23 protein-coding genes are annotated in these 24,260 nt (G+C 61.8%); 11 read left to right on the plus strand and 12 right to left on the minus strand.

What is annotated here, in order from left to right:
• Window positions 1-28: 28 nt before the first annotated feature.
• On the minus strand, window positions 29-1,126 hold the full coding sequence (locus HX824_RS24865) for a PLP-dependent cysteine synthase family protein (protein WP_173406096.1): 1,098 nt from the start codon (window positions 1,124-1,126) through the stop codon (window positions 29-31).
• A gap of 213 nt (window positions 1,127-1,339) precedes the next feature.
• Here HX824_RS24865 and nhaA point away from each other — a divergent pair, with 213 nt between their 5' ends.
• A complete protein-coding gene (nhaA, locus tag HX824_RS24870) occupies window positions 1,340-2,527 on the plus strand; it encodes a Na+/H+ antiporter NhaA (RefSeq protein WP_003211688.1) in 1,188 nt (395 codons plus the stop codon).
• An 81-nt stretch (window positions 2,528-2,608) separates the two neighbouring features.
• Here the strand turns inward: nhaA and HX824_RS24875 are convergent, their stop codons facing one another.
• From HX824_RS24875 to dinG, 6 genes are all read right to left on the minus strand, one after another.
• A complete protein-coding gene (locus tag HX824_RS24875; RefSeq protein ID WP_003189251.1) occupies window positions 2,609-3,073 on the minus strand; it encodes a glycine zipper 2TM domain-containing protein in 465 nt (154 codons plus the stop codon).
• 281 nt (window positions 3,074-3,354) lie between these two features.
• Window positions 3,355-4,002 (minus strand): pyridoxamine 5'-phosphate oxidase, encoded by a 648-nt coding sequence (pdxH, locus tag HX824_RS24880; RefSeq protein WP_003211693.1) that lies wholly within the window; start codon window positions 4,000-4,002, stop codon window positions 3,355-3,357.
• A 27-nt stretch (window positions 4,003-4,029) separates the two neighbouring features.
• Window positions 4,030-5,187, minus strand: coding sequence for an OmpA family protein (locus HX824_RS24885; protein ID WP_032898895.1), 1,158 nt, complete (start codon window positions 5,185-5,187; stop codon window positions 4,030-4,032).
• Window positions 5,188-5,329: 142 nt separating this feature from the next.
• Entirely contained in the window at window positions 5,330-6,475 is a 1,146-nt protein-coding gene (locus tag HX824_RS24890; protein ID WP_003211696.1) for an EstA family serine hydrolase, read from the minus strand.
• Window positions 6,476-6,567: 92 nt separating this feature from the next.
• Complete coding sequence (locus tag HX824_RS24895; protein ID WP_177055265.1) at window positions 6,568-8,895, minus strand: beta-galactosidase; 2,328 nt, start codon at window positions 8,893-8,895, stop codon at window positions 6,568-6,570.
• Window positions 8,896-8,990: 95 nt separating this feature from the next.
• Window positions 8,991-11,135 carry an ATP-dependent DNA helicase DinG gene (gene dinG, locus HX824_RS24900; protein ID WP_008432096.1) on the minus strand — a complete coding sequence of 715 codons (2,145 nt, stop codon included), beginning with the start codon at window positions 11,133-11,135 and terminating at the stop codon, window positions 8,991-8,993.
• A gap of 99 nt (window positions 11,136-11,234) precedes the next feature.
• Here dinG and HX824_RS24905 point away from each other — a divergent pair, with 99 nt between their 5' ends.
• Window positions 11,235-11,699 (plus strand): CopD family protein, encoded by a 465-nt coding sequence (locus tag HX824_RS24905; RefSeq protein ID WP_177055266.1) that lies wholly within the window; start codon window positions 11,235-11,237, stop codon window positions 11,697-11,699.
• Window positions 11,700-11,801: 102 nt separating this feature from the next.
• On the opposite strand, the gene HX824_RS24910 is transcribed toward HX824_RS24905, so the two are convergent.
• From HX824_RS24910 to HX824_RS24920, 3 genes are all read right to left on the minus strand, one after another.
• Complete coding sequence (locus HX824_RS24910) at window positions 11,802-12,560, minus strand: hypothetical protein (protein WP_003213707.1); 759 nt, start codon at window positions 12,558-12,560, stop codon at window positions 11,802-11,804.
• Window positions 12,553-12,846 carry a DUF1145 domain-containing protein gene (locus HX824_RS24915; RefSeq protein WP_177055267.1) on the minus strand — a complete coding sequence of 98 codons (294 nt, stop codon included), beginning with the start codon at window positions 12,844-12,846 and terminating at the stop codon, window positions 12,553-12,555. Before HX824_RS24915 ends, HX824_RS24910 begins: the two co-directional genes overlap by 8 nt.
• 128 nt (window positions 12,847-12,974) lie before the next feature.
• Window positions 12,975-13,670 carry an OmpA family protein gene (locus HX824_RS24920; RefSeq protein WP_008432103.1) on the minus strand — a complete coding sequence of 232 codons (696 nt, stop codon included), beginning with the start codon at window positions 13,668-13,670 and terminating at the stop codon, window positions 12,975-12,977.
• A gap of 180 nt (window positions 13,671-13,850) precedes the next feature.
• On the opposite strand from HX824_RS24920, the gene HX824_RS24925 reads away from it, so the two are divergent.
• The 4 genes from HX824_RS24925 to HX824_RS24940 all read left to right on the plus strand — a co-directional run bounded on the left by HX824_RS24925 (window position 13,851) and on the right by HX824_RS24940 (window position 15,582).
• Window positions 13,851-14,348: a DUF6231 family protein gene (locus HX824_RS24925; RefSeq protein ID WP_177055268.1), complete on the plus strand. Its 498-nt coding sequence runs from the start codon at window positions 13,851-13,853 to the stop codon at window positions 14,346-14,348.
• A gap of 4 nt (window positions 14,349-14,352) precedes the next feature.
• On the plus strand, window positions 14,353-14,823 hold the full coding sequence (locus HX824_RS24930; RefSeq protein ID WP_177009888.1) for a YchJ family protein: 471 nt from the start codon (window positions 14,353-14,355) through the stop codon (window positions 14,821-14,823).
• A 61-nt stretch (window positions 14,824-14,884) separates the two neighbouring features.
• On the plus strand, window positions 14,885-15,385 hold the full coding sequence (locus HX824_RS24935; protein WP_177029449.1) for an LEA type 2 family protein: 501 nt from the start codon (window positions 14,885-14,887) through the stop codon (window positions 15,383-15,385).
• Window positions 15,382-15,582: an SEC-C metal-binding domain-containing protein gene (locus tag HX824_RS24940; RefSeq protein WP_003213695.1), complete on the plus strand. Its 201-nt coding sequence runs from the start codon at window positions 15,382-15,384 to the stop codon at window positions 15,580-15,582. Before HX824_RS24935 ends, HX824_RS24940 begins: the two co-directional genes overlap by 4 nt.
• Window positions 15,583-15,722: 140 nt before the next feature.
• On the opposite strand, the gene HX824_RS24945 is transcribed toward HX824_RS24940, so the two are convergent.
• Together HX824_RS24945 and HX824_RS24950 are read right to left on the minus strand one after the other, a co-directional pair.
• Window positions 15,723-17,114 (minus strand): ATP-binding protein, encoded by a 1,392-nt coding sequence (locus HX824_RS24945; RefSeq protein WP_177055269.1) that lies wholly within the window; start codon window positions 17,112-17,114, stop codon window positions 15,723-15,725.
• Window positions 17,111-17,821, minus strand: coding sequence for a response regulator (locus tag HX824_RS24950; RefSeq protein ID WP_003213692.1), 711 nt, complete (start codon window positions 17,819-17,821; stop codon window positions 17,111-17,113). Before HX824_RS24950 ends, HX824_RS24945 begins: the two co-directional genes overlap by 4 nt.
• Window positions 17,822-18,017: 196 nt before the next feature.
• Here HX824_RS24950 and HX824_RS24955 point away from each other — a divergent pair, with 196 nt between their 5' ends.
• The 5 genes from HX824_RS24955 to HX824_RS24975 all read left to right on the plus strand — a co-directional run bounded on the left by HX824_RS24955 (window position 18,018) and on the right by HX824_RS24975 (window position 24,232).
• Window positions 18,018-20,399 (plus strand): TonB-dependent siderophore receptor, encoded by a 2,382-nt coding sequence (locus HX824_RS24955; protein WP_102606218.1) that lies wholly within the window; start codon window positions 18,018-18,020, stop codon window positions 20,397-20,399.
• A 3-nt stretch (window positions 20,400-20,402) separates the two neighbouring features.
• Window positions 20,403-21,083 carry a Fe2+-dependent dioxygenase gene (locus HX824_RS24960; protein WP_102606219.1) on the plus strand — a complete coding sequence of 227 codons (681 nt, stop codon included), beginning with the start codon at window positions 20,403-20,405 and terminating at the stop codon, window positions 21,081-21,083.
• A gap of 28 nt (window positions 21,084-21,111) precedes the next feature.
• Window positions 21,112-22,227 carry an ABC transporter substrate-binding protein gene (locus HX824_RS24965; protein ID WP_177055270.1) on the plus strand — a complete coding sequence of 372 codons (1,116 nt, stop codon included), beginning with the start codon at window positions 21,112-21,114 and terminating at the stop codon, window positions 22,225-22,227.
• 161 nt (window positions 22,228-22,388) lie between these two features.
• Window positions 22,389-23,447 (plus strand): iron ABC transporter permease, encoded by a 1,059-nt coding sequence (locus HX824_RS24970; protein ID WP_087694269.1) that lies wholly within the window; start codon window positions 22,389-22,391, stop codon window positions 23,445-23,447.
• The gene (locus HX824_RS24975; protein ID WP_134325842.1) at window positions 23,444-24,232 is read left to right on the plus strand and encodes an ABC transporter ATP-binding protein; all 789 of its coding nucleotides are present in this window, start codon (window positions 23,444-23,446) and stop codon (window positions 24,230-24,232) included. The genes HX824_RS24970 and HX824_RS24975 overlap by 4 nt, the downstream gene beginning before the upstream one ends.
• Window positions 24,233-24,260: the final 28 nt, after the last annotated feature.

Genomic DNA, 24,260 nt, shown 5'->3' on the forward strand with positions numbered 1-24,260 from the left:
CCCGCTCCCACATTGGTAATGCGGTGTTTCAAATATTGGCGCGCAGGATGCTTTCCGGCAACGGTTGCCCCCGCTCGACACTCGCCGCAACGGCCGCAATCAAACCCTCCAACTCATACCCCTGCCCTGCCAGCCAGGCCTGATCGTAATAGGTCGTGGCATAGCGCTCACCGCCGTCGCACAAGATCGCCACGATCGAGCCCGACTCCCCTGCCGCCTTCATCTGCTGCGCCGCGATCAATGCACCGATCAGGTTGGTGCCACTTGAGCCGCCTACTCGCCGCCCCAAGCGCTGCGCCAGGTAATGCATGGCCGCCAGGGACAGCGCATCCGGCACCTTGACCATCGCATCAATCACTTTCGGCAGGAACGACGCCTCAACCCGTGGCCGGCCAATGCCTTCGATGCGCGAGCCACAGTCCAGGCGCAGGCTGGCGTCGCCGCTCAGGTAGTAGTCGAAAAACACCGAACGCTCCGCGTCCGCGCACAACACTCGGGTGCAGTGCTGGCGATAACGCACATAACGCCCCAACGTCGCCGTGGTGCCACCCGTGCCGGGGCTGGAAATCAGCCAACTCGGCTCCGGATAACGCTCAAAGCGCAGTTGCTGGAAGATCGATTCAGCGATGTTGTTGTTCGCGCGCCAGTCAGTGGCACGTTCGGCATAGGTGAACTGGTCCATGAAATGGCCACCGCTTTCCTGCGCCAGGCGCTCGGATTCGGCGTAGATCTGCGTCGGATCCTGCACCAGATGGCTCTTGCCCCCGTAGAACGCGATCTGCGCAATCTTTTCCTGGGAAGTGGTGGCCGGCATCACCGCAATAAACGGCAAGCCCAACAGCCTGGCGAAGTACGCCTCGGAAATCGCCGTGGAACCGCTGGAGGCTTCGATCACCGGTGCACCGGGCTTGAGCCAGCCGTTGCACAACGCATAGAGGAACAACGAACGCGCCAACCGATGTTTCAGGCTGCCGGTGGGATGGCTGGACTCATCCTTGAAATACAACTCGATACCCGGCAAACCCTGCATTGGCAAGGGGATCAGGTGGGTGTCGGCGCTGCGCTGGAAGTCCGCTTCAATAATGCGAATGGCTTCGCGGGCCCATTGGCGGTTGTCGCTCATGATCGGTTTCTCTAAGGATTTCAGACCTGATCTTAGGATGTTTCCTACACTCCACACAGATACAGTCATGACTCAATTGGACACACAATTTTCGGGGTCTGGCGCGCAAGTGATCAGACCGATTCCTTATAACAAATAAGAATATAACTTTTGTTTTAACAACTAACGGTACGGGTTAGGGTACCCACCTATTGAACTTTGATTGGAGAGCATCCCTTGCCTCTGCGTAGCACTTTCACCCGTTTCTTCCAGCTGGAAGCCGCCAGCGGTCTGCTCCTGATCGCTGCTGCCGCTTTGGCGCTGATCATCAACAACTCACCGCTGTCGCACCTCTACGCGAGTTTTCTCGACGTGCCGGTGGTCGCACAAATCGGCGCCCTGAAAATCGCCAAGCCGGCGCTGCTGTGGATCAACGACGGCCTGATGGCCCTGTTCTTCCTGCTGATCGGCCTTGAGGTCAAACGCGAGTTGCTCGACGGCCAACTGTCCAAGCCTTCGCAAGTGGTACTGCCGGGAGCGGCAGCCATCGGCGGCATGGTCGTGCCGGCGCTGATCTATTGGGCGCTGAACAAGGACAACCCGGCCGCCCTGGGTGGCTGGGCAATCCCCATGGCCACCGACATTGCCTTCGCCCTGGGCGTATTGGCCCTGCTGGGCAAGCGCGTGCCGGTTTCGCTGAAGTTGTTCCTGATGACCCTGGCCATCATCGACGACCTTGGCGCAATCATCGTGATCGCCATCTTCTACTCCACCGACCTGTCCGGGGCGTCATTGGCCGGCGCAGCGGCGTGCCTGATCGCCTTGATTGCGATGAACCGGCTGGGTGTCGTCAAGCTGGGGCCCTACATGATTGTCGGGCTGATCCTGTGGGTCTGCGTGCTCAAGAGCGGCGTACACGCCACCCTGGCGGGCGTTACATTGGCGTTCTGCATCCCGCTGCGCACCAAAAACGCCGAACCATCGCCGCTGCTGACCCTGGAACACGCCCTGCATCCCTGGGTGGCCTACGCGATCCTGCCGCTGTTTGCCTTTGCCAATGCCGGCGTCTCGCTGGTGGGCGTCAACCTGGAAAGCTTCACCCACCACGTGCCAATGGGCATCGCCGCCGGCCTGCTGCTGGGCAAGACCGTTGGCGTACTGGGCTTCACCTGGGTCATGGTAAAAACCGGCCTTGCCGCACTGCCCGCCGGCGCCAACTGGGGCCAGGTGCTGGGCGTGGCGGTCCTGTGCGGCATCGGCTTCACCATGAGCCTGTTTGTCGGTTCCCTGGCGTTTGTGCCGGGCAGCAGTGAATACGCGGGTATGGACCGGATGGGCATCCTGACCGGGTCGATACTGGCGGCGCTGATCGGGTATGCAGTGACGGCGATGGCCAGTCGCAAGCAGGCGCTCGTACAAGCCTGACCGTTAAGAACAATCGCTCCCCCAACAAAAAACCCCAACCGGCCACCCGGTTGGGGTTTTTCTTTTCCTGCAACCTTACCCTTAGCGAGTAACGCGGCTGGTTCCGTCCACCGTCATGATGCGGACGCGGTCGCCGATGCGGAAGATTTCGTTCTCTTGAACCGCCTGGACGTAGGCGCGCATGCTGCCATCATCTTCGCGGACGGTGATTTCAACACCCTGGGTGCGGGTCAGGCCTTCCTCGGTGGCCGAGCCCAGCAGGCCGCCGGCGACTGCGCCGATAACGGCGGTCACGATGCTGCCACGGCCGCCGCCGATGGCGCTGCCGCCAACGCCGCCGATGACTGCGCCCGCAGCGCCGCCGATTGGGGTCTTGGTGCCTTCGATTTTCACCGGACGCAGGGATTCGATGGTGCCCATGCGAACAGTCTGTACACGACGAGCTTCGTCACGGGAGTACGAGTCGCCGGTCAGACTCGAGGCGCAGCCACCCAGCAGCAGCGACAGGGTGGTAAAGCAGGCAACTAGTAAAACGGACTTACGCATAGCATCAACTCCAAAGGACAGGTATCCATTAAACCGCTGTGGCTTGCCGCCTGTCACGGCATGCCGGGCAGAAAATTGTTTTCATTCAGCCTTAGTACAGAGAACCTGTACCGAAAAACTCGACGAACGGTAGCGTTCCCACCTCCCTCAGGATCTTGATGGACGCTGTCATCATTGTAGCTAACGGCCGCATAACGCAGCGCAGCGCTACCCATCCAAGGCCTCTGACTAGAGACTTCGGCGTGCAGCGCTACATTCAGGCGAGGTGACGAAAGGTGGGCTCAGGGCGCCAGGCGCTCACGGGTCCAGTCGGCCCCCTGCAAGCGGAAGTTCAAGCGGTCGTGCAAACGACTCGCGCGGCCTTGCCAGAACTCGATGCGCTCCGGCAGCAGGCGGTAACCACCCCAGTGTTCGGGGCAATCAGGCTGGGTATCGCTGAAGCGTTGTTCGGTGGCCTTGAGCAGCGCCTGCAACTCTTCGCGGTCCCTGATTACCCGGCTTTGCGGTGAAGCCCAGGCACCCAGGCGGCTACCCAGGGGACGGACCTGGAAGTAAGCATCCGACTCCTCGGGCGAGACCTTGACCACCCGACCTTCGATGCGCACCTGGCGCTCCAGGGTCGGCCAGAAGAAGGTCATGGCGGCAAACGGTCGCGCCGCGAGTTGTTCGCCCTTGGCGCTCTGATAATTGGTGAAGAAGGTAAAGCCCTGTGTATCCAGGCCTTTGAGCAGCAGGATCCGGCAGTGCGGGCGACCGTCCTGGTCCACCGTAGCCAGGGTCATGGCATTGGCCTCCACCGGTGGCTGTTCGGTTTTCACCGCGTCGGCGAACCACTGGTGGAACAAGGCAAACGGTTCATCCGGGGCCTGGGCCTCGCTCAAACCGTCCCGTGTGTAGTCACGGCGCATATCGGCCAGTGCCTGGGTCATGCGGCTTTATCCTTCTTGCTCAAATAATCAGTTCTTCGCCTGGTCGTTGGTAGCAGCTGGAGCGGCGGCCTTGGCAGGTGCTGGCTTTTTAGCGGCAGGCTTGGCCGGGGCCTTTTTGGCAGCCGGCTTGGCGGCAGCTTTCTTGGCGACGGTTTTTTTCGCCGGAGCGGCAGCTTTTTTGACCGGAGCAGCGGCTGGAGCAGGAACGTCCTGCACAGCGACCATTTCAGCCTTCGGCGGGTTGGCCGAGTTGTACTTGCTCAACAGGGCCAGCATGGTAGTGCGCTGGGTGAACATGATTTCCATGCGACGGTTCAGGGCGCGGCCCTGGTTGCTGTCGTTGGCGGCACGCGGCATCAGGTCACCCATGCCACGCAGCATCAGGCGGTCCTGCTTCAGGCCGCTGAGGCTGAAGATCGAAGCGATGGACTGTGCACGTTCCTTGGTCAGGGCCTGGCTCACCGGCTCGGCACCCGAGGTATCTACATGGCCCAGGACCAGTACGGCGGTCTTCGGATCGCCTTCAACGGCCTTGGCAACACGGGTGAACGGACCCAGGGTCACGGGCAGCAACATCGCCGGGCGTTTCGGGTTGTAGGAGCCATCAACCGGGGCAATCACCACCAATACGTTGTCACGGCGTTCCAGTTGCAGGTTGCTGTCCTTGATCGCGAGACGCAGGCGTGGCTCGTAGTCGTCCAGCCAGGCCTGGGTGATTTTTGGATCAGGCATCGGGATGTTGGCGACGTCGACCTTGGCCAATGGCTTTGGCTTGCTTTCGAACGGCCACCACCATTTGGTATCGGTATCCGTCTTGGCAACGGCAGGTGCAGCGGCCGGTGCATCAGCCGGGGCGCCGGAGGCAGGCGTTGCCGCCTTGAGGTCGGCCTTCAGGTCTGCCTTGGCGTCGTCGGCTTTCGACGAGAACGGCCACCAGCTCGAGCCGGTATCCGCCTTCGCAACCGGTGCAGGTGCAGCAGCCGGTGCTACCGGCGCTGGCGCCTTGGCCGCGACCGCCGGCTTGGCATCCGGTTTGGAGTCGGCCTGGCTCACTGCGTCCTTGGTAGCAGCCTTATCGGAGCCAAATGACCACCAATGCCCGCCCTCGGCATCATTTTGTGGGGTTTGTGCACAGCCAGTAATAGTGAGGCATAGCGCCAGTGCCAAGGACTTGTTCGATAACATGAGATATCCACAAAATGAGAAAAAACCAGGGGCCTGAATGACCCGTTAAACAGACGCTTTTGGAACATTAAAGTTACAACATTTTGCCTAGCGTCTTTTTGTATGTGCCTTTGTAACAAAAAAACGCAAGACAGCAAGCTATTTACAGACAACCGGCCAATATTCTTACCAACTTTTGCGCCCGCGGGTCCATAAGTACATAGGGGCCCAATGTATTGGTCACAAAACCAAAGGCTACATCATGTTCCGGATCGGCAAACCCCACCGAACCACCGGCCCCGGGATGCCCAAAGGCCCGTGGGCCAAGGCCGAACGTGGCGTTCGGCACGTGCGGTTGATCCAACATGCAACCCAGCCCGAACCGGGTTTGTGTCAATAAGGTTTTATCCGGGCCGATACTGTGTTCGCGGGTCAACTCTTCGAGCATATCGGCTTCCAGCAAACTACCGTCGAGCAGCCCACTATAAAAACCCGCCAGACTTCGCGCATTACCGTGACCATTTGCCGCTGGCTGCTGCATACGCCGCCATTCGGGTTTATTAGTGCTGGTCAGAATAGACGGTGGATTGGTAAATGCACGGGTAGTCATCGCCGTCGGCTCGCGCATCGTTACTTGAAGTAAACGTTGTGCCGCCTCATCGCCAACATTGCCCTTGCCTCGGGCTATATGGGCAACTCGATAAAACTCTTCATCTGCCAACCCCACATGAAAATCCAGGCCCAGTGGCCGTGCAACCCGGGCCACGATGGACTCGCCCGGCCCACGACCGTCGGCGCGGCGCAGCAACTCGCCCACCAGCCAACCATAGGTAATCGCCGCATAACCGTGCCCTTCCCCGAGCTTCCACCATGGCGCTTCGGCGGCGAGGGCGTCGACCATCATCTGCCAGTCGTACAGGGCTTCGGCGGGCAGCGTTTCACGCAGGGCCGGCAACCCGGCCTGGTGACAGAGCAGATGGCGCAGGGTGATGGCTTCCTTGCCCGCGGCAGCAAACTCCGGCCAGTACTTGGCGACCGGCGCATCCAGCTGCAACTTGCCTTCGGCCACCAGTTGCAGCGCCGTGACGGCCGTAAAGGTCTTGGTGCAGGAGAACAGATTGGCAATGGTGTCGCTGTGCCAGGCCTCGGCACCGTCCTTGTCGGCGGTACCGGCCCACAAGTCGACGACGGTTTCGCCGCCAATCTGGATGCACAGCGCGGCACCACGTTCCTGAGGGTCGTCGAACAGCGCGGCGAAGGCTTCACGCACCGCTTCGAATTGAAGCTCGTAATGACCCTGAATCTGCACCTAAGCCCCCTTGGAAAAGTACTACAGAAAGTGGCCGACATTGTTCCAGCCATTGAGCGATTTGGGAACCCGCTCTCGTCGATCAGCCCCCATCAATGACCTTTGCCGGAATGCCCGCCGGAATGCTCTGCACCCGGCGCTGCTGCATTGCCTTCACGCCCGGGCTTGCCGCCCTCACCGGCGTGGACCGCTGCGGCAGCCTTGGCCTTTTCGGCCTCCTTGCCCAGCTGATCGACGGCAGCCAGGTTACTTTTGCGCACACTGTCGACAAACCCCTGGAACGGCACATCGGTGATGCCGACCAGGCCGAAGTGGCCGTTTTCGCCATCAAGCAAACGGCCGGTAACCGGCTGGTCCAGGTACTGGAACCAATGCACGCCGACGATCGACGGCTCGGCCATGGCCTGCTTCAGGAAGTTGGCGTAGGCAACCCCACGATCCTCTTCCCGGGCCAACTGCGTCACGCCGCCCCAGAACGGGCCGCGGTCCGCCGAGCCGAAGTTGAATTCGGTGATCAGCACCGGCTTGTCCAACGTCCGCAGGGCCGCAAAGTCGTAGCCGTCCTGAGGCTTGAGGGTGTACATATTGAAGCTCAGCACATCGCAATATTGCGCGCAGGACGCCACCGCTTCCGGCGTGCTGACCGCGTATCGGCCACCCAGCAACAGCTGGTTGGGCGCATGCCATTTCAATGCATCGGAGATGGTCTTGAAGTAGGCGTCGGCAAAGGTCTTCTGGAAGTACTTGAAGTCCGCTTCGATTTCCGGGTGCTCCGGGCTTGGCATTGGCGGCACAAAGCCCGGGTCTTCCATCAGTTCCCAGGCGGGCAGCTCGATGCCCCAGGCCCTGGAAAGCCCCTCCTGGTTGCGGTACTTATCGCGCAATTGCTTGAGAAACGCGCGCTTGGCCGGCACGTCGGTGGTCATGCGCAGGGTGCCGTAGGCCAGGGCGTAGCGGGATTTCGCATCATCACCGGGACCGGCCCAGGCCAGTTCGTTGTCGGCAAAGAAGCCGATCAGCCACGGGTCGTCGCGATGGTCACGGGCGGCAATTGCCACCGCACGCTCGGTGGCCATGGCGAAGCGCGGGTCGAACGGGTCGGGCATGCCGCCCCACCAATCGGTGCCGGTGCTGATGCTCGCGTAATCACCGACGATCGACAGTGGCAAGGTGTAAGGCACGCGGTCGGCGGTCGCCAGCTGCGGCGCACTCCAGTTGCCGACAGTATTGAAACCCCAGGCCCGCAGGCGGTCGAGGGTGTGGCTGACCCAGCGTTTCTGGTCGAAACCTTCCGGAGCACAAGGTGCCGGCGGCACGCACGGCTGGCCATAGGTACGCTGCAGGTTGGCGCCATAGAAGTCGTACCAGCGGCCGACATTAAAGCTGCGCCCCTGATCGGCACCATTGCCGCTGCGGCTGTCACCGCTGCCGTAGTATTTGTCGAAAGGCTCGCCGGCCTTGGGCAGCGCGGCAAACATCCATTCGCGGCCCGCCACGTAGGTCTGGCTGTTGTCCGGGGCGACGGTGTTGACGCCCAGGGAGTAGAACTGATGGCCTTCCGGTGTCACCAGGTACCAGCGCCCGTCGCGCTTCTCGGTGCGGAAGAAGCCGCTGGCGTCAAAGGCCGGGCCCTTGTTCCAGCCGCCGAATTTGTCCAGGGAGGCCTTGTCGCGCTCGGCCAGCCAGCCCTTGAGCTGTTGCTGTTCCTTGACCGCTGCGGCCCTCAACTGCTCGTCGCTGCTGACTTTCTCCGGCCACCGGGCGCGGGTGGACTGCCCATAGGCGTCCACCAGATCGCTGTAGGTAGCCTTGAGTACCGGCGCGATGTCCTGCACGCCAAAGCGTTCGAGCAAGATGCTTTGGGCAACGTTCGGCTTGATCATCGACAGGGTCACCGACACGATCTGGCTGCGGTCGATCTCCCCTTCGCTGCTGGCCAGCAGCACGCGCTGGCCATCGACGGTGATCGGCATCGGCGGGCCGGCCTTCATCCCCTGGCTCAGGGGCGAATTGGCTTGCAGCGGAATCAACAGCGTTTGCGCGGGACCGGCTGGCAGGTCGATACGGCTGAACAGCGTTCGGCCGTCATTGCTCTGCACCTTGACGTACAGGGTCAGCGCCCAGTCCATCGCACTTTGAATCCGCAGGCTCATGGCACCGGATTGCGACCAGTCCCAGGCGCCGGTCTGCGGGCTGAGCACCAGGCTCGGTTCGGCCGCCGGGTTGAAGGTGATACGGCGCAGCACTTCGCCTTCAGCGGTTTGTTCGGCGTTGTATTGCGGCAGGCTGGCGTCCTGGGTCGCCACCTTGACCACATCGGCGGGCCGTACAAAGTTGAACAAGGTTTGTTGCCCGGCAGGCGCAGCCAGCAATGGCGCGGCAAACAACAGGGCAAAAACAGCGGGCAGCGTGCGAATCATGTGAACAAGGTTCTCCCAAACGGCCGGTGACTGGCCTGATGACGTGAAGCGATGGTGAGATAGACCACAAAGTGGGCGAATTCGCCCACTGGGCCTTAAGAAATTTCCCGCCGAAACGGCGGTAAAGCATTCAGGATAGCTTTCCCATAGCGCTGGGTAACCAGACGCCGGTCAAGCAAGGTGATGGTGCCGCGATCTTCTTCGGTACGCAGCAGGCGGCCGCAGGCCTGGACCAGTTTCAAGGAAGCGTCCGGCACCGAGATCTCCATGAACGGATTGCCGCCCCGGGCTTCGATCCATTCGGCCAACGCGGCTTCCACCGGATCATCCGGCACCGAGAACGGGATCTTGGCGATCACCACGTGTTCGCAGTAGGCACCGGGCAAATCCACACCCTCGGCGAAACTCGCGAGGCCGAACAGCACGCTGGAATCGCCGCCATCCACCCGCGCCTTGTGCTTGTTCAGGGTTTCCTGTTTCGACAGGTTGCCCTGGATAAACACCTGCTTGCGCCAGTCACGGTCGAGGCCGTCGAACACGTCCTGCATCTGTTTGCGGGACGAGAACAACACCAGCGTGCCCCGGGAACCCTCTACCAATGAGGGCAGGTCACGAATGATCGCCGCCGTATGGGCCGGCGCATCCCGTGGGTCGGCCTTGAGGTCCGGTACCCGCAGCACACCGGCGTCGGCGTGATGGAACGGGCTGGGCACCACGGCGGTGACGGCCTTTTTCGGCAGCCCGGCGCGCATGCGGAAGCGGTCGAAGGTGCCCAGGGCCGTCAGCGTAGCCGAGGTGACCAAGGCACCGTAGGCCACGTTCCACAGGTTGCGTCGGAGCATTTCCGCCGCCAGGATCGGGCTGGCGTTGACCTCGATATCGAACAGCGCACCGCTTTCCGACAGGGTCAGCCAACGGGCCATGGGCGGGTTGTCTTCCGGGTCTTCGACGGTAAAGGCGGTCCACAACTCCCAGTTGCCCTGGGAACGGGACAGCAGGCTGCCAAACAGCGGGTACCATTCTTCAGCCTGGTTGCTGGCGATGCCGATATTGACCTCGCCATCCATGCCTTCCTTGAGCAAATCGGTGAGACGGGTGAACAAGTCGGTCAGGCGCGAAAAGCCCTTTTTCAGCTCGACGCCCATTTCGCGCATGTGCTCGGGGATCAGCCCGCCAACGAAACGATGGCGCGGCCGTTCGCGGCCTTCCACGTCTTCGCCGGGCTTGAAGTCTGCCACCTGCTCGCAGGCGCTGAACATGAATTGCTGCTGGGTCTTGATCTCCCGCGCCAGCTCCGGCACCTGCTCGATCAACTTGCCCAGGTCGCCCGGCAGCGGGTGCTGGGCGAGCAACTTGGTGAGGTTCTTGGCCGTGGTTTCCAGCCAGTCGGCGGTGGAGCGCAGCCGCGTGTAGTGAGCAAAGTGGCCGATGGCCTTGTCGGGCAGGTGATGGCCTTCGTCGAACACGTAGAGTGTGTCGCGCGGGTCGGGCAACACGGCGCCGCCCCCCAGGGCCAGGTCGGCGAGGACCATGTCATGGTTGGTGACAATAACGTCGACCTTGCCCATGCCCTCCCGGGCCTTGTAGAAGGCGCACTGGCCGAAGTTGGGGCAATGACGGTTGGTGCACTGGCTGTGATCGGTGGTCAGGCGTGCCCAGTCGGCGTCTTCCAGGGCATTGGGCCAGCTGTCGCGGTCGCCGTCCCATTTATTGCCCGCCAGTTTCTCGATCATGCTGGTAAACAGCTTCTGACTGACCTCATCGACTTCGATCTTGAAGCCTTCTTCTTCGAACAGCGAGGCAGTGGCGGTTTGCGCGTGGCCTTCCTGCAACAGCACGTCGAGCTTGGACAGGCACATATAGCGCCCACGGCCCTTGGCCAGGGCGAAGGTGAAATTCAGGCCGCTGTTGCGCATCAGGTCGGGCAGGTCCTTGTAGACAATCTGCTCTTGCAGGGCGACGGTGGCGGTGGCAATCACCAGGCGCTTGCCGGCGGCCTTGGCGGTGGGGATCGCCGCCAGGCTGTAGGCCACGGTTTTACCGGTACCGGTGCCGGCCTCGACGGCCACCACGGCGGGGTCGCCACTGCGCCGACCTTCGTCGTCGGTATCGATATCCCCGAGGACCTTGGCGACTTCGGCGATCATCAGGCGCTGGCCGTACCGCGGCTTCAAGCTCTTGGCTTCGAGAAAACGCGAGTAGGCGCCCTGGATCGTGGTTTTGAGTTCAGTGCTGATCATGGATAGTCGGGCGCAAAAAACGCTGGATAAATTTTCAGTGGTTCGGATCGGCCGCTATCATACCCCGCTAATTAATCCCGCGCAGAACGGAGTACCCCAATGACCGTCTTTAGCTTCGCTTACACCCTGCATGTACTGGCCGCCCTGACCTGGGTCGGCGGTATGTTTTTCGCCTGGATGATCCTGCGCCCCGCCGCCGTGGCCGCGCTGGACGGGCCGGCCCGGCTGAAACTCTGGGTAAATGTGTTTCAACGTTTTTTCGTGTGGGTCTGGGTGGCGGTGCTGGTGTTGCCGATCAGCGGTGTCGGCCTGCTGCAACTGCGCTTCAGCGGGTTTGAGACCGCGCCGCGTTATGTACAGGTCATGATGGGGTTGTATGTGGTGATGACGGCGCTGTTTATCCGGATTCAGGCGCTGAAGTTGCCGGAGCTGCGCGTGGCGGTGGCGGCTGAGGATTGGCCGGCCGGGGCTGCGGCCTTGGGGCAGATTCGTAAATTGGTGGGGATCAACTTGATTGTGGGGTTGGTGCTGGTGGCGATTGCTTCGGCACGGCCGATGTTCTGAAGCGCCTAGTAGACCGCTTTCGCGAGCAAGCCCGCTCCCACATTTGGAATGCGTTTCAAATGTGGGAGCGGGCTTGCTCGCGAAAGCGTCAGGCCAGTCGCCTCAGAGCCTCTGAATGGTCACAGCACCCGCAGGCCCCGCTGGCCCCGGCTGCCCTTCCAACCCGGCCCGGCCCTTTTCGCCGCCATCCGCGCGGTACACCAGGCACCCCTTGGACTGCCCGCCTTTACCCGGCTTGCCCGCCGTGCCCGCCAAACCACCGGCTCCGCCGTCCACCCAGACCTTGATTTTCTCGCCCGGGAAGTCCTGCGGCAATTCCACACGAACCTGCGCGCCCGCCGCGCCCGGCAGCCCGTCGCCGCCGTTGTCGCCATTGGCACCGCGCCCGGCCGAACCCCAGGTGCAGCCAGGGTCTTCGCCGTTGGCACCATCCAGCCCGGCATAACCCTGGGCACCCGCGCCACCGCGGGCATCCACCGACAGCTCATCGGCCGTCAGCGAGTTAATCCGCAACACCAGGTCACGCCCCGCCTTGGCCGGGCGCTCATGGGTACCGGGAGCGCCGCGTGAGGTGATCTGGCTGCCCTGCTCCAGCTGCGCCTGACGCACCTGCAGTTGCAACGTGGTGCTACCAGGCACGATGGCGATTCGCGCGTCGCGGCCCAGGTGCAGTTCATCCACGGTCACCTGGGTGATATTGGCGGGAATCAGCAAGGTGCCGTAATCCGCCACGTCCAGTCGCTCCAGTTGCAACACACCACTGCTATTGGGCAGGCGCATCAAGGAGTTGGTCTCGACGCTGACGCTCTGGGCCAGGGCAATGGGGCTGACCAGCAGGGCCAACAGAAAAACCTTACGCATGATTGGCCTCCTTGTTTACATCATTAGTCGGTGTCGGCGTCGAAAAGCTCTGCACATGGAACATACCCACCAGCAGGATCTGCAAGCGGTCACGCCAGGGATGGGCACGGGTTTTCACACTGCCGTTGAACAACAGCAGTTCCAGAACATGGGTCAGCAACAACAGGCTGCCGGCCAGGTTGACCAACAGGTGGAACGGGTTGATCAGCGGTGTGATCAGGTTGACCACCACCACGACCCAGAACAGCAACGTCAATAATTTACCCAGCCCCCAAAACACCTTCATCCCGCACGCTCCCCTTGCACATTATTCTTTGGGCGCACAGTAACGACTTCTACAGGCGTTGTGCCAGTGAAGGATTAAAAAATTGATGAAGGGGCCCCTGGGGATTCCACAGGGGCCTTGAGGCGGGGTCAGCGGTTGATCTGGATTTCCACGCGGCGGTTCAGCGCGCGGCCATCAGCGGTTTTGTTATCGGCTACGGGGTGGCTTTCGCCGGCGCCGGTCACGGAGACAAAACTGCTGCGCGGGATGCCGGAACTGACCAGGTAGTCGGTCACCGAATGAGCGCGTCGTTCAGAGAGTTTCTGGTTGTAGGCATCTTTACCGACACTGTCGGTATGCCCGCTGACGCGCAGCTGCGCACTCGGGGCCTCTTTTTTCAGGCGGGTGGCAATCACGTCGAGCTTGGTTTTGTCGGCAGCCGTGAGCTTCGCGGAGTCGAACTCGAAGTGCACGTCACGAATCACGATGGTTTCTTCCTTGACCACCACCACTTCCTCTTGAACCACCGCTACCGGCACCGGAGGGCAGCCATTGGCGTCGACCTGCACGCCTTTTGGCGTGCCAGGGCACTTGTCGCGGCTGTCCGGTACGCCATCGCCGTCCTCGTCACCGTCGCCATGCACCCAGCAATAGGCGCCAGCCATGCCGCCAATCAGCAGTGCGCCGTAGCCTGCATAGGACGAGCTTTGGGTCGCACCAATGGCAGCACCGGTCACACCGCCGACGGCGGCACAGGTGGGCCAGTCGGTTTTTTGCAAGCCTGCGCAACCTGTCAATACTCCGGTTAGCAGAACCAAGGGTAGAGCTGTCCGCATGATGCTCATCTGACTTTCTCCTGAGGGGATCGGCGGGGGCCGACGAGTGGAGTAAAGACGGCTCTTTTCATCTGCGCCAGCGTGTCACACCCCAGTATTCATTGGGCCGAGCGGTTTATTCTCGCCGCCCGCTCTAGGCCCGCACGCTCAGGCAGGCTAGTCTCTACGGTCCTGATGTGAGGATCTTCGATGACTGCCGGTATTTCTTCCCGTACACCCCAGCAAGCGCTCGCTGCGCTGCTTGATCTTCACGCGCCCAAACGCCTGCTGTTATTGGGCGCCAGCCAGTTCCCGGCGCTGGATGCCTTTAAGGAAGAACACCCGGATACCGTGGTGTCCTTCGCCGAGCCCGGCCCCTTGCCCACCGACCTCGCGGCCCAGCGTTTTGACCTGGCGCTGGTGGTCGGTTGCCTGGAACACCTGTCAAAACCTGCGGGCCTGACCTTGCTGGGGGGCATTCGCAACCTCAATGCCAGTCGCATTGCGGTGCTGGTGGACCTGGAGGCCTGCCACTGGAAAGACACCGATTTCTTCTCCCTGGCCCTGCAAGCCAGCGAGCGTTTCCAGCGCGACGATCAGGTTTTGACGCTGTTTACCTATGATCTGCTTGACTATAAACAGGTGCCGGATTGGCTGAACGCCCGCTTCTGGGCCAACCCGCAAAATTTTGGAAAGTATTGGTGGTAACCCGATGAGTACATCCATTTGCCCCTGCGGCAGCGGCAACCTGCTGGATGCCTGCTGCGGTCATTATCACGCCGGCCACCCGGCCCCCTGCGCCGAAGCGTTGATGCGTTCGCGCTACAGCGCCTATGTGCTGGGCCTGGTGGACTACCTGGTGGCCACCACCCTGCCTGCGCAGCAAGCCGGGCTGGACACCACCGCCATCGGCGCCTGGAGCGCCCAAAGCACCTGGCTGGGCCTTTCAGTGGAAAGCTCCGAGGTGTTCGGCGGCCAGCCGGAACACGCCTTCGTGACCTTTACCGCTCGCTGGCATGACAGCACCGGCGAACACAGCCACCGCGAGCGCTCATCTTTCGTACAGAACAATGAGCACTGGTACTTTATCGACCCGACGGTGGACGTGAAGGCCGGGCGTAATGACGCCTGCGTGTGTGGCAGCGGGCAGAAATTCAAGAAGTGCTGTTCCGGCTACCTCTGACATTCATTGATACCCGACAGGCTCTCGCTTGCTATGCTGACTCTTCACACGGAGTAACGGCATGGTTTCTCAGGCGCGGGTATTCAGGACTTACAGCCTTCTGCTGGCATTGATGCTGGGGCTCTCCGGCTGCGCGTCGTGGTTCGCCGACGATACGCCCGCCCCCGAGGTGCGACTGGTCAAGATCGATCCGGTGCGGGTCAAGTTGCTGGAGCAGAAGTTCAAGCTGTATTTCCGCGTGGATAACCGTGACGACAACGACCTGACCGTACGCGGCCTGGTTTACAAGGTCAGCCTCGGCACGATGGTGCTGACCGAAGGCGAGTCCAACGAATGGCTGACCGTGCCACCCCACAGCCACGCTTTTTTCCGGGTATCGGTGCGCACCAACCTGTGGCCGCAGATCCGCGATGTGGTCGACATGCTGAAAAATCCGCGCGATCCCGTGCCCTATCGTCTTGAAGGCGAGTTGAAAACCGGTTTATTTATCGGGAACGACGTGCAGGTGTTGCGCAATGGCGAGATAATCCCCGGCGATTTTATTCCGGAGCGACATCGATGACTCAGCAACCCCATGTCCATGGTCCCGACTGCAACCACGATCACGATCATCATGATCACGACCACGGCCATGTCCACGGCCCGAACTGCGGCCACGCTCACCAGGAGCCGGTGCGCAATACGTTGAAGGACGTGGGTCGTAACGATCCTTGCCCGTGCGGCAGCGAGAAGAAATTCAAGAAGTGCCACGGGGCTTGAGTTAAGAAACCCGATTCTCGAAACACTGCACATCCAAATGTGGGAGCGGGCTTGCTCGCGAAAGCGCAGTGTCAGTCAACCTCTCTGTTACTGATACACCGCTTTCGCGAGCAAGCCCGCTCCCACATTTAGCCTGTATTTCAAGGCCAGGATTTGCGCTGAAACTCCAACACCACTTCCAATCCCCCACCCTCCCGATTGCTCAAGCTCAACCGCCCGTCATGGGCACTGGCGATCGTATGCGCGATACTCAACCCCAGCCCGTAACCACCGGTTTCCACATTGCGTGAGCCTTCCACCCGGTAAAACGGCTCCATCACCTGTTCCAGTTGCTCCTGGGGAATCCCCGGCCCACGGTCGCTGATGACGATCTTCAAGCTGTCCGCCTTGTCCTCTACCCGCACCACCACCTCGGAGCCATAACGCACCGCGTTCTCCAGCAGGTTCTGCACACAACGCTTGAGACTGCGGGCATACCCCGGCAATGGCTGTTTGGCCCGCCCTTCTATCGTCACCGTCTCGCCCACGTCCTGCAGGTCCGCCTGCAAGCTTTGCAGCAAGGCGTTGATGTCGATGTTCTGGCGCTTCTCGTTGATTTCGCCGCTGCTGACGAAGTCCAGGGTGCTGGAAACCATGTGCTCCATTTCTTCCAGGTCGCTGCGAAAACGTTCTTTGGTGCGGTTGTCGTCGAGCATTTCCGTACGTAACCGCAGGCGCGTAATGGGCGAGCGCAGGTCGTGGGAAATCGCCGCCAGGAAGCGCGTGCGCTCGGCGATATTGGCGATCAGCCGCTGCTGCATGGCGTTGAACGCCTGGGCGGCACGGCGCACTTCGGTGGGCCCATCGAGGGCCAGCGGTGGCCGCTGGATGTCCCGGCCCAAGGCTTCGGCAGCCTTGGCCAGGGCGTTGAGCGGGCGAATGGCCAGGCGCACCGCCACCAGGGCAATGATCACCAGCACCAATACCCGCAGCAGATAAATGCGCATCACGTAATCGAACAGCAAGTCCATCGGCGAAGTACTGGTCCAGCCTTGTTCTTCGGTGGCCTGCACCTGCAGCCAGCGCCCGTCCGGCAAACGCAGGTCAATCAGGAATTGCCCCACCACAGGCCTGGAGCTGAGCAGAGTCGACAGCCCGGCATGCTGGCCCTCGGCATCCAGCAACTTGAGGCTCAACAGATGCAGGTTCTGGGTGTAGCCGGTTTTCTCCGAGAGCACTTTATTCAGCAAGCGCTCGGTGGCCTGGTCGCTGTCGCTGATGCTGCTTGTCACATCACTGGCCTGGTCACTCAGGGTCAGGCGAAAGCGCGGCGTATCAAGCAGCTTGATCAGCAGATCCGCCTGCGCCGGATCGCTGTGTACCAGCCGCACCACGTCCGCCAGCCGCGTGGCGATCAGCCGGCTGGGGATTTCCAGCACCTGGCCGTGGCGCATGTCGTACCAGATGCTGCTGGTCAGGGCCTGGGCCGCGAGCATGCCGCTGACCAGAATCAGCACCAGCCGGCCGAACAGCGAACGCGGCAGCAGTTTCACGATTGCAGCGCCACGTCGTCGGCGGTGAGCATGTAACCCTCGTTGCGCACGGTCTTGATCAAACCGGCCGGCAACTGCGAGCGCAGTCGGCTGACGCACACATCAATCGAGCGGTCGAACGGCGTGCTGTCTTTGTCGAACACGTGGTTGAGCAAAAAGTCGCGGCTCAGCGGCCGGTTGGGATGCTGCAACAACAGGCGCAACACCCGGTAATCGGAGTTGCCGAGGCTGACCACCACGCCTTCCGGCGAAAGCAATTGGCGGGCCCGGGTGTCCAGCTGCCAGCCGGCAAAGCTGATGCTCGGTGCTTCATCGAGCCGCGCCCGGTCCGGAAAACTCTGCACCCGGCGCAGCACCACCTTGATCCGCACCAGCAACTCCCGCGGGTCGAACGGCTTGGGCAGGTAATCGTCGGCGCCGATTTCCAGGCCGACGATCCGGTCGATCAGCGTGCCCTTGGCGGTGAGCATGATCACCGGCGTGTTGGAGCTGACGCGCAATTCGCGGCACAAACTCAGGCCGTCTTCGCCGGGCAACATCAGGTCGAGGACGATCAGGTCGATGACATTCAGCGCCAGGCGGCGGCGCATTTCCTTGCCGTCGCCGGCGGTGGACACCTGGAAGCCGGCGTCACTCAGGTAGTCGCACAGCAATTGGCGGATTTGCGGGTCGTCATCAACGATCAGCAGGTGGTCTTGCTTGGCCATGGGGCAATTCGTCCGAAACTCAAAAGGCAGGAGATAGCCGAAACTTCAGCCAGGAGTACGCGCAAATGTAATGGAATGTTGTGGGAAGCGGTAATCACGCATCCACATTACAAAGCCACGGCATGGCGGCCGGTATCGGTCTTTAGACTACCGAATCTAAATGAGATTAATTGTAATTTAGCCTAGGTCACTCCGAATGCCATTGCCTACCCCGCGCGCCCTGTCGCTGCAATCTACCCTTGCGCCGATGTTCGGCCTGCTTGCCGCCGGCAGCGTTTCTCCCACCGCCTGGGCCGATGCGCCGGTGGCGGCGTCGAATGATTCAGTGCTGAGCCTGCCGGAAATCAAGATCGACGGTGAAGCCACTTCCGCCTTTAAAGTCGACCGGGTGACCTCGGCAAAAATCAGCCAGCCGCTGCTTGATGCCCCGCAAAGCGTAACCATCGTCCCGCAGCAAGTGCTCAAGGAGCAAAACGCGCAGACCTTGCAGGAAGTGTTGCGCAACGTGCCGGGCATCACCTTCATGTCCGGCGAAGGCAACCTGGGCTGGGGCGACCTGTTTTCGATTCGCGGGTTTTCCTCGGAGCAGAGCCTGACCGTCGACGGTGTGCGCGATGCCGGCCAATCGACCCGCACCGACACCTTCAACCTGCAACAGGCAGAAGTGTTCAAGGGCACCGGCTCGATCGAATCCGGCGTTTCCGCGGTAGGCGGCAGCGTCAACCTGGTGAGCAAAGAGGCGCATCTGGGGGATGCCAACAAACTCTCGGCCGGCATCGGCACCGACAGCTACCGCCGCCTCACCGGCGATTTCAACCAACAACTGAATGACACCACCGCCCTGCGCATCAACCTGATGAAGCACTACAACCAGGTGGCCGAGCGTGACGACGTGGACTACGACCGCTGGGGCATCGCGACCTCCCTCGGCTTCGGCCTGGGCACCGACACCCGCCTGTTTATCGACACCTTCTACCAGAAGGACGACAACACGCCGGACGGCGGTGTGCCGATCCAGCGCGGCACCGACGGCGACCGCATGCCGGGAGTCAAGCGCTCCAACTGGTATGGCGACTCGCACCTGTACACCCAGCAGACCAAAACCACTTCGCTGACCACCCGCTTCGAGCATGATTTCGACTGGAACGAAGCGACCCTGAAGAACCAGACCAAGTGGGAGCGTACCGACAACTTCGCGGTGCTCTCGCCCGCGCGCTTCTTCGCCGCCAACGGCAATGGCCAAAAAACCTGCACCGGCACGCGCTGTGCGACCTTGGGCTACACCGGCGTAGGACCGATCAGCCAAGTGCCCGGCAGCACGGTAAATGCCTACCCGGGATACGCCAACAGCGGTAACACCGCCTACGGTATTTTGCGAGGGAGCGACTTCGGCCAGTCGACGCGCTATACCATCCTCGACAACCAGACCGACTTCGCCTTCAAGCTCAATACCGGCGGGCTGGAACACGCGGTGGTCAGCGGGCTCGAGTTCTATCACGAGACCTACGGCGGCCTGAAACGCAACGCCGAAGTGCCAGCCGGCGACCTGTTCTTCGACATGAACGACCCGAACCACAGCTTCGCCAGCAACGAAGTGACCAAGGGTGAAGGCCAGCCACGCTCAGTGATCGACAACGCCGGCATCTACCTGGGCGATACCGTCACCCTGAATGAACAGTGGCAAGTGCTCGGCTCCCTGCGCTACGACAACTGGCAGGCCAAAACCACCCAGCGTGGCCAAGCGTCCATCGACAGCACCGACGGTGCCGTGAGCGGCCGGGTCGGCGCGGTGTACAAGCCGTTGCCTAACGGCAGCATCTACGTGTCCTACAGCGAAGCGGCACAACCGTCAGCCCTGGGCGCGTCGACCAACAACCAGATCTACGGCGCCGCGAGCACCAGCAACTACACCCCGGCCAAGTCGAAGACCTACGAGATCGGCACCAAGTGGGACATTGCCCACGACCTGCTGAACGTCACCGCCGCGATCTTCCGCACAGAACTGGACAACTCCTGGGAATACCAGGACGGCGAAAGCGCTCCGGTACGCGCCCTCCCCGCCAAGCGCGTAGACGGTGTGGAACTGGGCCTGCAAGGCAATATCAGCCCGCGCTGGACGGTGTACAGCGGGTTCTCCGCGCTGAAAAGCACCCAGACCAAAGGGGCCAACAAAGGCGAGGAAGCCAAGAACGTTCCCGACCTGACCGCCAACCTGTGGACCACCTACGCCGTCACCGACGACCTGAGCCTGAGTTACGGCGCGCAATACGTAGGACGCCGCCGCTACAGCGACAACAAATACGTCGGCGGCCTGAACAACAACAGCAGCTACGCCACCGGCCCGTCCGGCGTGTACGCGATCTACACCCGTGACCACGAAAAGGCCCCCGGCTACTGGCTCAACAACGTGGCTGCGCAATACAAAGTGACCAGGCAAACCACGGTCAACCTCAACCTGAACAACGTGTTTAACAAGTTCTACTACAGCCAGATCGGCGCGTCCCTGGACGGCTTCCAGCTCTACGGCATTCCGGGCGCCGGGCGCACGCTCACCGCCAGTGTCGACTATGAGTTTTAAGCCGTGCTGATCGAAATCCCCGGCCTGTTGAGTGCCGAAGAAGTCGCGGTGGCCGTCGCCACCCTGCTCGATCAACCGTGGGTCGACGGCAAGGTCACTGCCGGGCAACGCTCGGCCATGGCGAAAAACAACCGGCAGCTGTCGGAAGACGCGCCGGTAGCGATTCGCCTGGGTGAGCAGATTCTGTCGCGGCTGTCGGACAACGCGCTGTTCATGTCCGCCGCCCTGCCGAAGAAAATCTACCCGCCGCTGTTCAACCGCTACAGCGGCGGCGAAGCCTTCGACTGGCATATCGACAATGCGATTCGCGGCCTCAAGGGTGTGCGCGAACGGGTGCGCACCGACATCTCCGCCACCTTGTTCCTGGCTGATCCGGCCAGCTACGACGGCGGCGAACTGGTGATCCGCGACACCTTCGGCGAGCACGCGGTGAAGCTGCCCGCCGGGCACCTGCTGATTTATCCCGGCAGCAGTTTGCACAAGATCAACCCGGTCACCCGCGGCGAGCGCATCGCCAGTTTCTTCTGGATCGAAAGCCTGGTGCGCGAAGACAGCCAGCGCCAACTGCTGCTGGACATGGACGTGGCGATTCAACGCCTCACCGCGCAACACGCCGACGACCACGCATTGCTGCAACTGAGCGGCGCCTATCACAACCTTTTGCGGCGCTGGAGCGATGTCTGATGCGCCGCCTTCACCTGGAGTTCTCGCCATGTTGAAACCCCGCAACTTCCTCAAGCTGGGCGCGCTGTTTGCCGTGCTGATCCTCGGCCACGCCGAAACCGCCGCCGCCCATGAAGTCACCGACGTGCTGGGCCGCAAGGTCGAAGTGCCAGACCACGTGCAGCGCGTGGTGCTCGGCGAAGGCCGGCTGATTTCGGCCTTTGCCTTGCTGGACAAGGACGCGCCATTCCAACGGATTGTCGGCTGGCAGAATGACTTGAAACTGTTGGACGCCCACACCTATAACGCCTACGTGGCGAAATTTCCGACGGTAAAAGACATTCCGCTGATTGGCCAGGCGTCGGAGCAAAGCGTCAGCGCCGAGGAAATTCTTTCGCTGAAACCGGACCTGGCGGTGTTCAGCATTTCCGGCCATGGCCCGACTGAACACAGCCCGGTGGCGGACGTGTTGGCCAAGGCGGGCATTGCAGTGTTGTTCGTCGACTTCCGCATCAACCCGGTGCAAGGCACCCACGCCAGCATGACCGCCCTGGGCCAGGCCCTGGGCCGGGAAACCCAGGCCAAGGCGTTCCTCGACTTTTATGACCAGCACATCAAGGTGATCACCGACGCCGTCGCCACCTTGCCGGCCGGGCCGCGCCCGAGCGTGTTCCTGGAATTGCTCGCCGGCGCCTGGCAGGCACCGGGGCACACCACTGGCAAGAGCGGCATGGGTGAAGTGATCAAGCTGGTGGGCGGGCGCAACATCGCCGCCGACGTGGTGCCGGGGGCGCTGGGAGATATCAGTGTCGAGTACGCGCTGAAGTCTGACCCGGATGTGTATGTGGCCACCGGCAATCACAAGCCCGGGTTGATTCTGGGTGCTGGCGTGAGCAACGAAGACGCGCGTGCCGCGTTTGACGCCGTGCTGGCCCGCCCTGAGTTTGTGAACCTTCGGGCGATTCGTGAGGGCAATTCCCACGGTCTGTGGCATGACTTCTACAACTCGCCGTACAACCTGCTGGCGATTGAAGCGCTGGCCAAGTGGGTGCATCCGGAATTGTTCGCCAAGCTGGATCCCAAGGCGACCATGGAAGCGATGAACCAACAGTTCCTCGGCATGCCGCTGCAGGGTGCTTACTGGATTGATGGCAAGGCCAAGTAACTAAGGCTCACAACCCATTCCCTGCCTGGACACGGTTCCTGTGGGAGCTGGCTTGCCTGCGATAGCGGTGTTGGATTCACCAACGCCATCGCAGGCAAGCCAGCTCCCACACTGACCGTGTACCGGCAGGGATTTTCGTCGTTTTCAAGGCTGCGAATCCAATGACCACTCAAACCCTCGACCTCGCCACCGCCAGCCAAGGCTATCGCCGCCTGCTCGCGCGTCGTTGCTGGCTGCTGGCCCTGCTGGGTGGCGCGCTGATGTGCGCGATCCTCGTGGACCTGGCCAGCGGCCCGTCGGGCATGGGCCTTGGCGCCCTGCTCGATGGCTTGCTGCACCCGGCCCACCTGAGCGCCACCGACCAGGTGATCATCTGGAACGTGCGCCTGCCCTACGCCTTGATGGCGGTGTTGGTCGGTTGCGCGCTGTCGCTGGCGGGCGCCGAGATGCAGGCGATCCTTAACAACCCGCTCGCCAGTCCATTCACCCTGGGGGTTTCCTCGGCGGCGGCGTTGGGCGCGTCCCTGGTGATTGTGTTTCCGGTGACGACGCTGTGGGTGTCGGTCAATACGGCGATTTCCATTTCAGCCTTTGTGTTTGCCGCCGCCTCGGTCTTTTTGCTGCAAGCCATGTCGCGCCTGCGCGGTGCCGGGGTGGAAAGCCTGGTGCTGTTCGGGATTGCCCTGGTGTTCAGTTGCAACGCGGTGGTCGCCCTGTTGCAACTGGTCGCCACCGAAGATGTGCTGCAACAACTGGTGTTCTGGACCCTGGGCAGCGTGACCCGGGCCAACTGGGACAAGCTGGGCATCCTCGCGTTGGTGGTCGCCGTGGTCATGCCCTTTTCCTTCGCGGCCGCGCCACGCCTGACCCTGTTGCGCATGGGCGAAGACCGCGCGCAAAGCTTCGGTGTCGATGTGAAGCGCCTGCGGTTTTTCTCGTTGTTGCGTATCAGCCTGCTGTCGGCCACCGCCGTGGCGTTTGTGGGAACCATCGGATTTATCGGCCTGGTGGGTCCGCACATCGCGCGGATTCTGGTGGGTGAAGACCAGCGCTTCCTGCTGCCGGCCAGCGCGCTTGTCGGCGCGTTACTGTTGTCGCTGTCATCCATCGCCAGCAAGCTGATCATGCCCGGGGTGATCGTACCCGTGGGTATCGTCACCGCGCTGGTGGGCGTGCCGATTTTCGTGTTGCTGGTGTTCAAGCGCGGGAGGCAGTTATGAGCAGCGGGCTGTCGATTCAGAACGCCCAGGTCAGCTATGGCCGGCGCCAGATTGTGCATGACCTGAGTTTGCCAACCTTGGCCCACGGCAGCCTGACCGCGTTGATCGGGCCGAACGGTGCGGGCAAGTCGACGTTGCTGCGGGCGGTGGCGGGGCTGGAAAAGATGCAGGGCGTTGTCAGATTGGGTGACCTGGACCTGACGAAAATGTCCGTCGGTGACCGCGCCCGGCGTGTGACCTATATGCCGCAAAACCTTCCGCCGGGCTTGAGCCTGAGTGTGATGGAAAGCGTGATCGCCGCGCTGCGGGTGGCGAACGTCGAGGGCATTGCGCTTTCAAGCGACGCGTGCATGCGCGAGGCCTTTGATGCGTTGCAAAGGATTGGCATCGCTCATCTGGCGGATCAGCTATTGAGCACATTATCCGGCGGCCAGCGGCAACTGGTCAGCCTGGCGCAACTGATTGCGCGCCGGCCACAGGTGATGCTGCTGGATGAACCCACCAGTGCGCTGGACTTGAACTACCAGTTGAAGGTCATGGATTGCGTGCGCGACCTGGTGCGGGAACACAACCTGATCGCCGTGGTGGTGCTGCACGACATCAACCTCGCGGCGCGCTATGCCGACCATATCGCGGTGCTGCGCCAGGGCCGGCTGTACGCCAGTGGCGCGGCGGATGACGTGCTGGATACGGCGCTGTTTGCCGAAGTCTATGGTGTGCGGGTACGCATCGAGCGATGCTCACAACAAACGTTGCAGGTGTTGGTGGACGGCGCGGTGGCTTAGATCCTCTGTGGCGAGGGAGCTTGCTCCC

The organism is Pseudomonas sp. D4002 (assembly GCF_013385665.1).
Taxonomy (GTDB): domain Bacteria; phylum Pseudomonadota; class Gammaproteobacteria; order Pseudomonadales; family Pseudomonadaceae; genus Aquipseudomonas.

Coding starts and splice junctions, on each gene's coding strand:
- HX824_RS24875 (WP_003189251.1), bottom strand. CDS start 3,073: ATGCGTAAGTCCGTTTTACTAGTTGCCTGCTTTACCACCCTGTCGCTG.
- pdxH (WP_003211693.1), bottom strand. CDS start 4,002: ATGACCCAGGCACTGGCCGATATGCGCCGTGACTACACACGGGACGGT.
- HX824_RS24885 (WP_032898895.1), bottom strand. CDS start 5,187: ATGTTATCGAACAAGTCCTTGGCACTGGCGCTATGCCTCACTATTACT.
- HX824_RS24895 (WP_177055265.1), bottom strand. CDS start 8,895: ATGATTCGCACGCTGCCCGCTGTTTTTGCCCTGTTGTTTGCCGCGCCA.
- dinG (WP_008432096.1), bottom strand. CDS start 11,135: ATGATCAGCACTGAACTCAAAACCACGATCCAGGGCGCCTACTCGCGT.
- HX824_RS24905 (WP_177055266.1), top strand. CDS start 11,235: ATGACCGTCTTTAGCTTCGCTTACACCCTGCATGTACTGGCCGCCCTG.
- HX824_RS24910 (WP_003213707.1), bottom strand. CDS start 12,560: ATGCGTAAGGTTTTTCTGTTGGCCCTGCTGGTCAGCCCCATTGCCCTG.
- HX824_RS24915 (WP_177055267.1), bottom strand. CDS start 12,846: ATGAAGGTGTTTTGGGGGCTGGGTAAATTATTGACGTTGCTGTTCTGG.
- HX824_RS24920 (WP_008432103.1), bottom strand. CDS start 13,670: ATGAGCATCATGCGGACAGCTCTACCCTTGGTTCTGCTAACCGGAGTA.
- HX824_RS24925 (WP_177055268.1), top strand. CDS start 13,851: ATGACTGCCGGTATTTCTTCCCGTACACCCCAGCAAGCGCTCGCTGCG.
- HX824_RS24930 (WP_177009888.1), top strand. CDS start 14,353: ATGAGTACATCCATTTGCCCCTGCGGCAGCGGCAACCTGCTGGATGCC.
- HX824_RS24935 (WP_177029449.1), top strand. CDS start 14,885: ATGGTTTCTCAGGCGCGGGTATTCAGGACTTACAGCCTTCTGCTGGCA.
- HX824_RS24940 (WP_003213695.1), top strand. CDS start 15,382: ATGACTCAGCAACCCCATGTCCATGGTCCCGACTGCAACCACGATCAC.
- HX824_RS24950 (WP_003213692.1), bottom strand. CDS start 17,821: ATGGCCAAGCAAGACCACCTGCTGATCGTTGATGACGACCCGCAAATC.
- HX824_RS24955 (WP_102606218.1), top strand. CDS start 18,018: ATGCCATTGCCTACCCCGCGCGCCCTGTCGCTGCAATCTACCCTTGCG.
- HX824_RS24965 (WP_177055270.1), top strand. CDS start 21,112: ATGTTGAAACCCCGCAACTTCCTCAAGCTGGGCGCGCTGTTTGCCGTG.
- HX824_RS24970 (WP_087694269.1), top strand. CDS start 22,389: ATGACCACTCAAACCCTCGACCTCGCCACCGCCAGCCAAGGCTATCGC.
- HX824_RS24975 (WP_134325842.1), top strand. CDS start 23,444: ATGAGCAGCGGGCTGTCGATTCAGAACGCCCAGGTCAGCTATGGCCGG.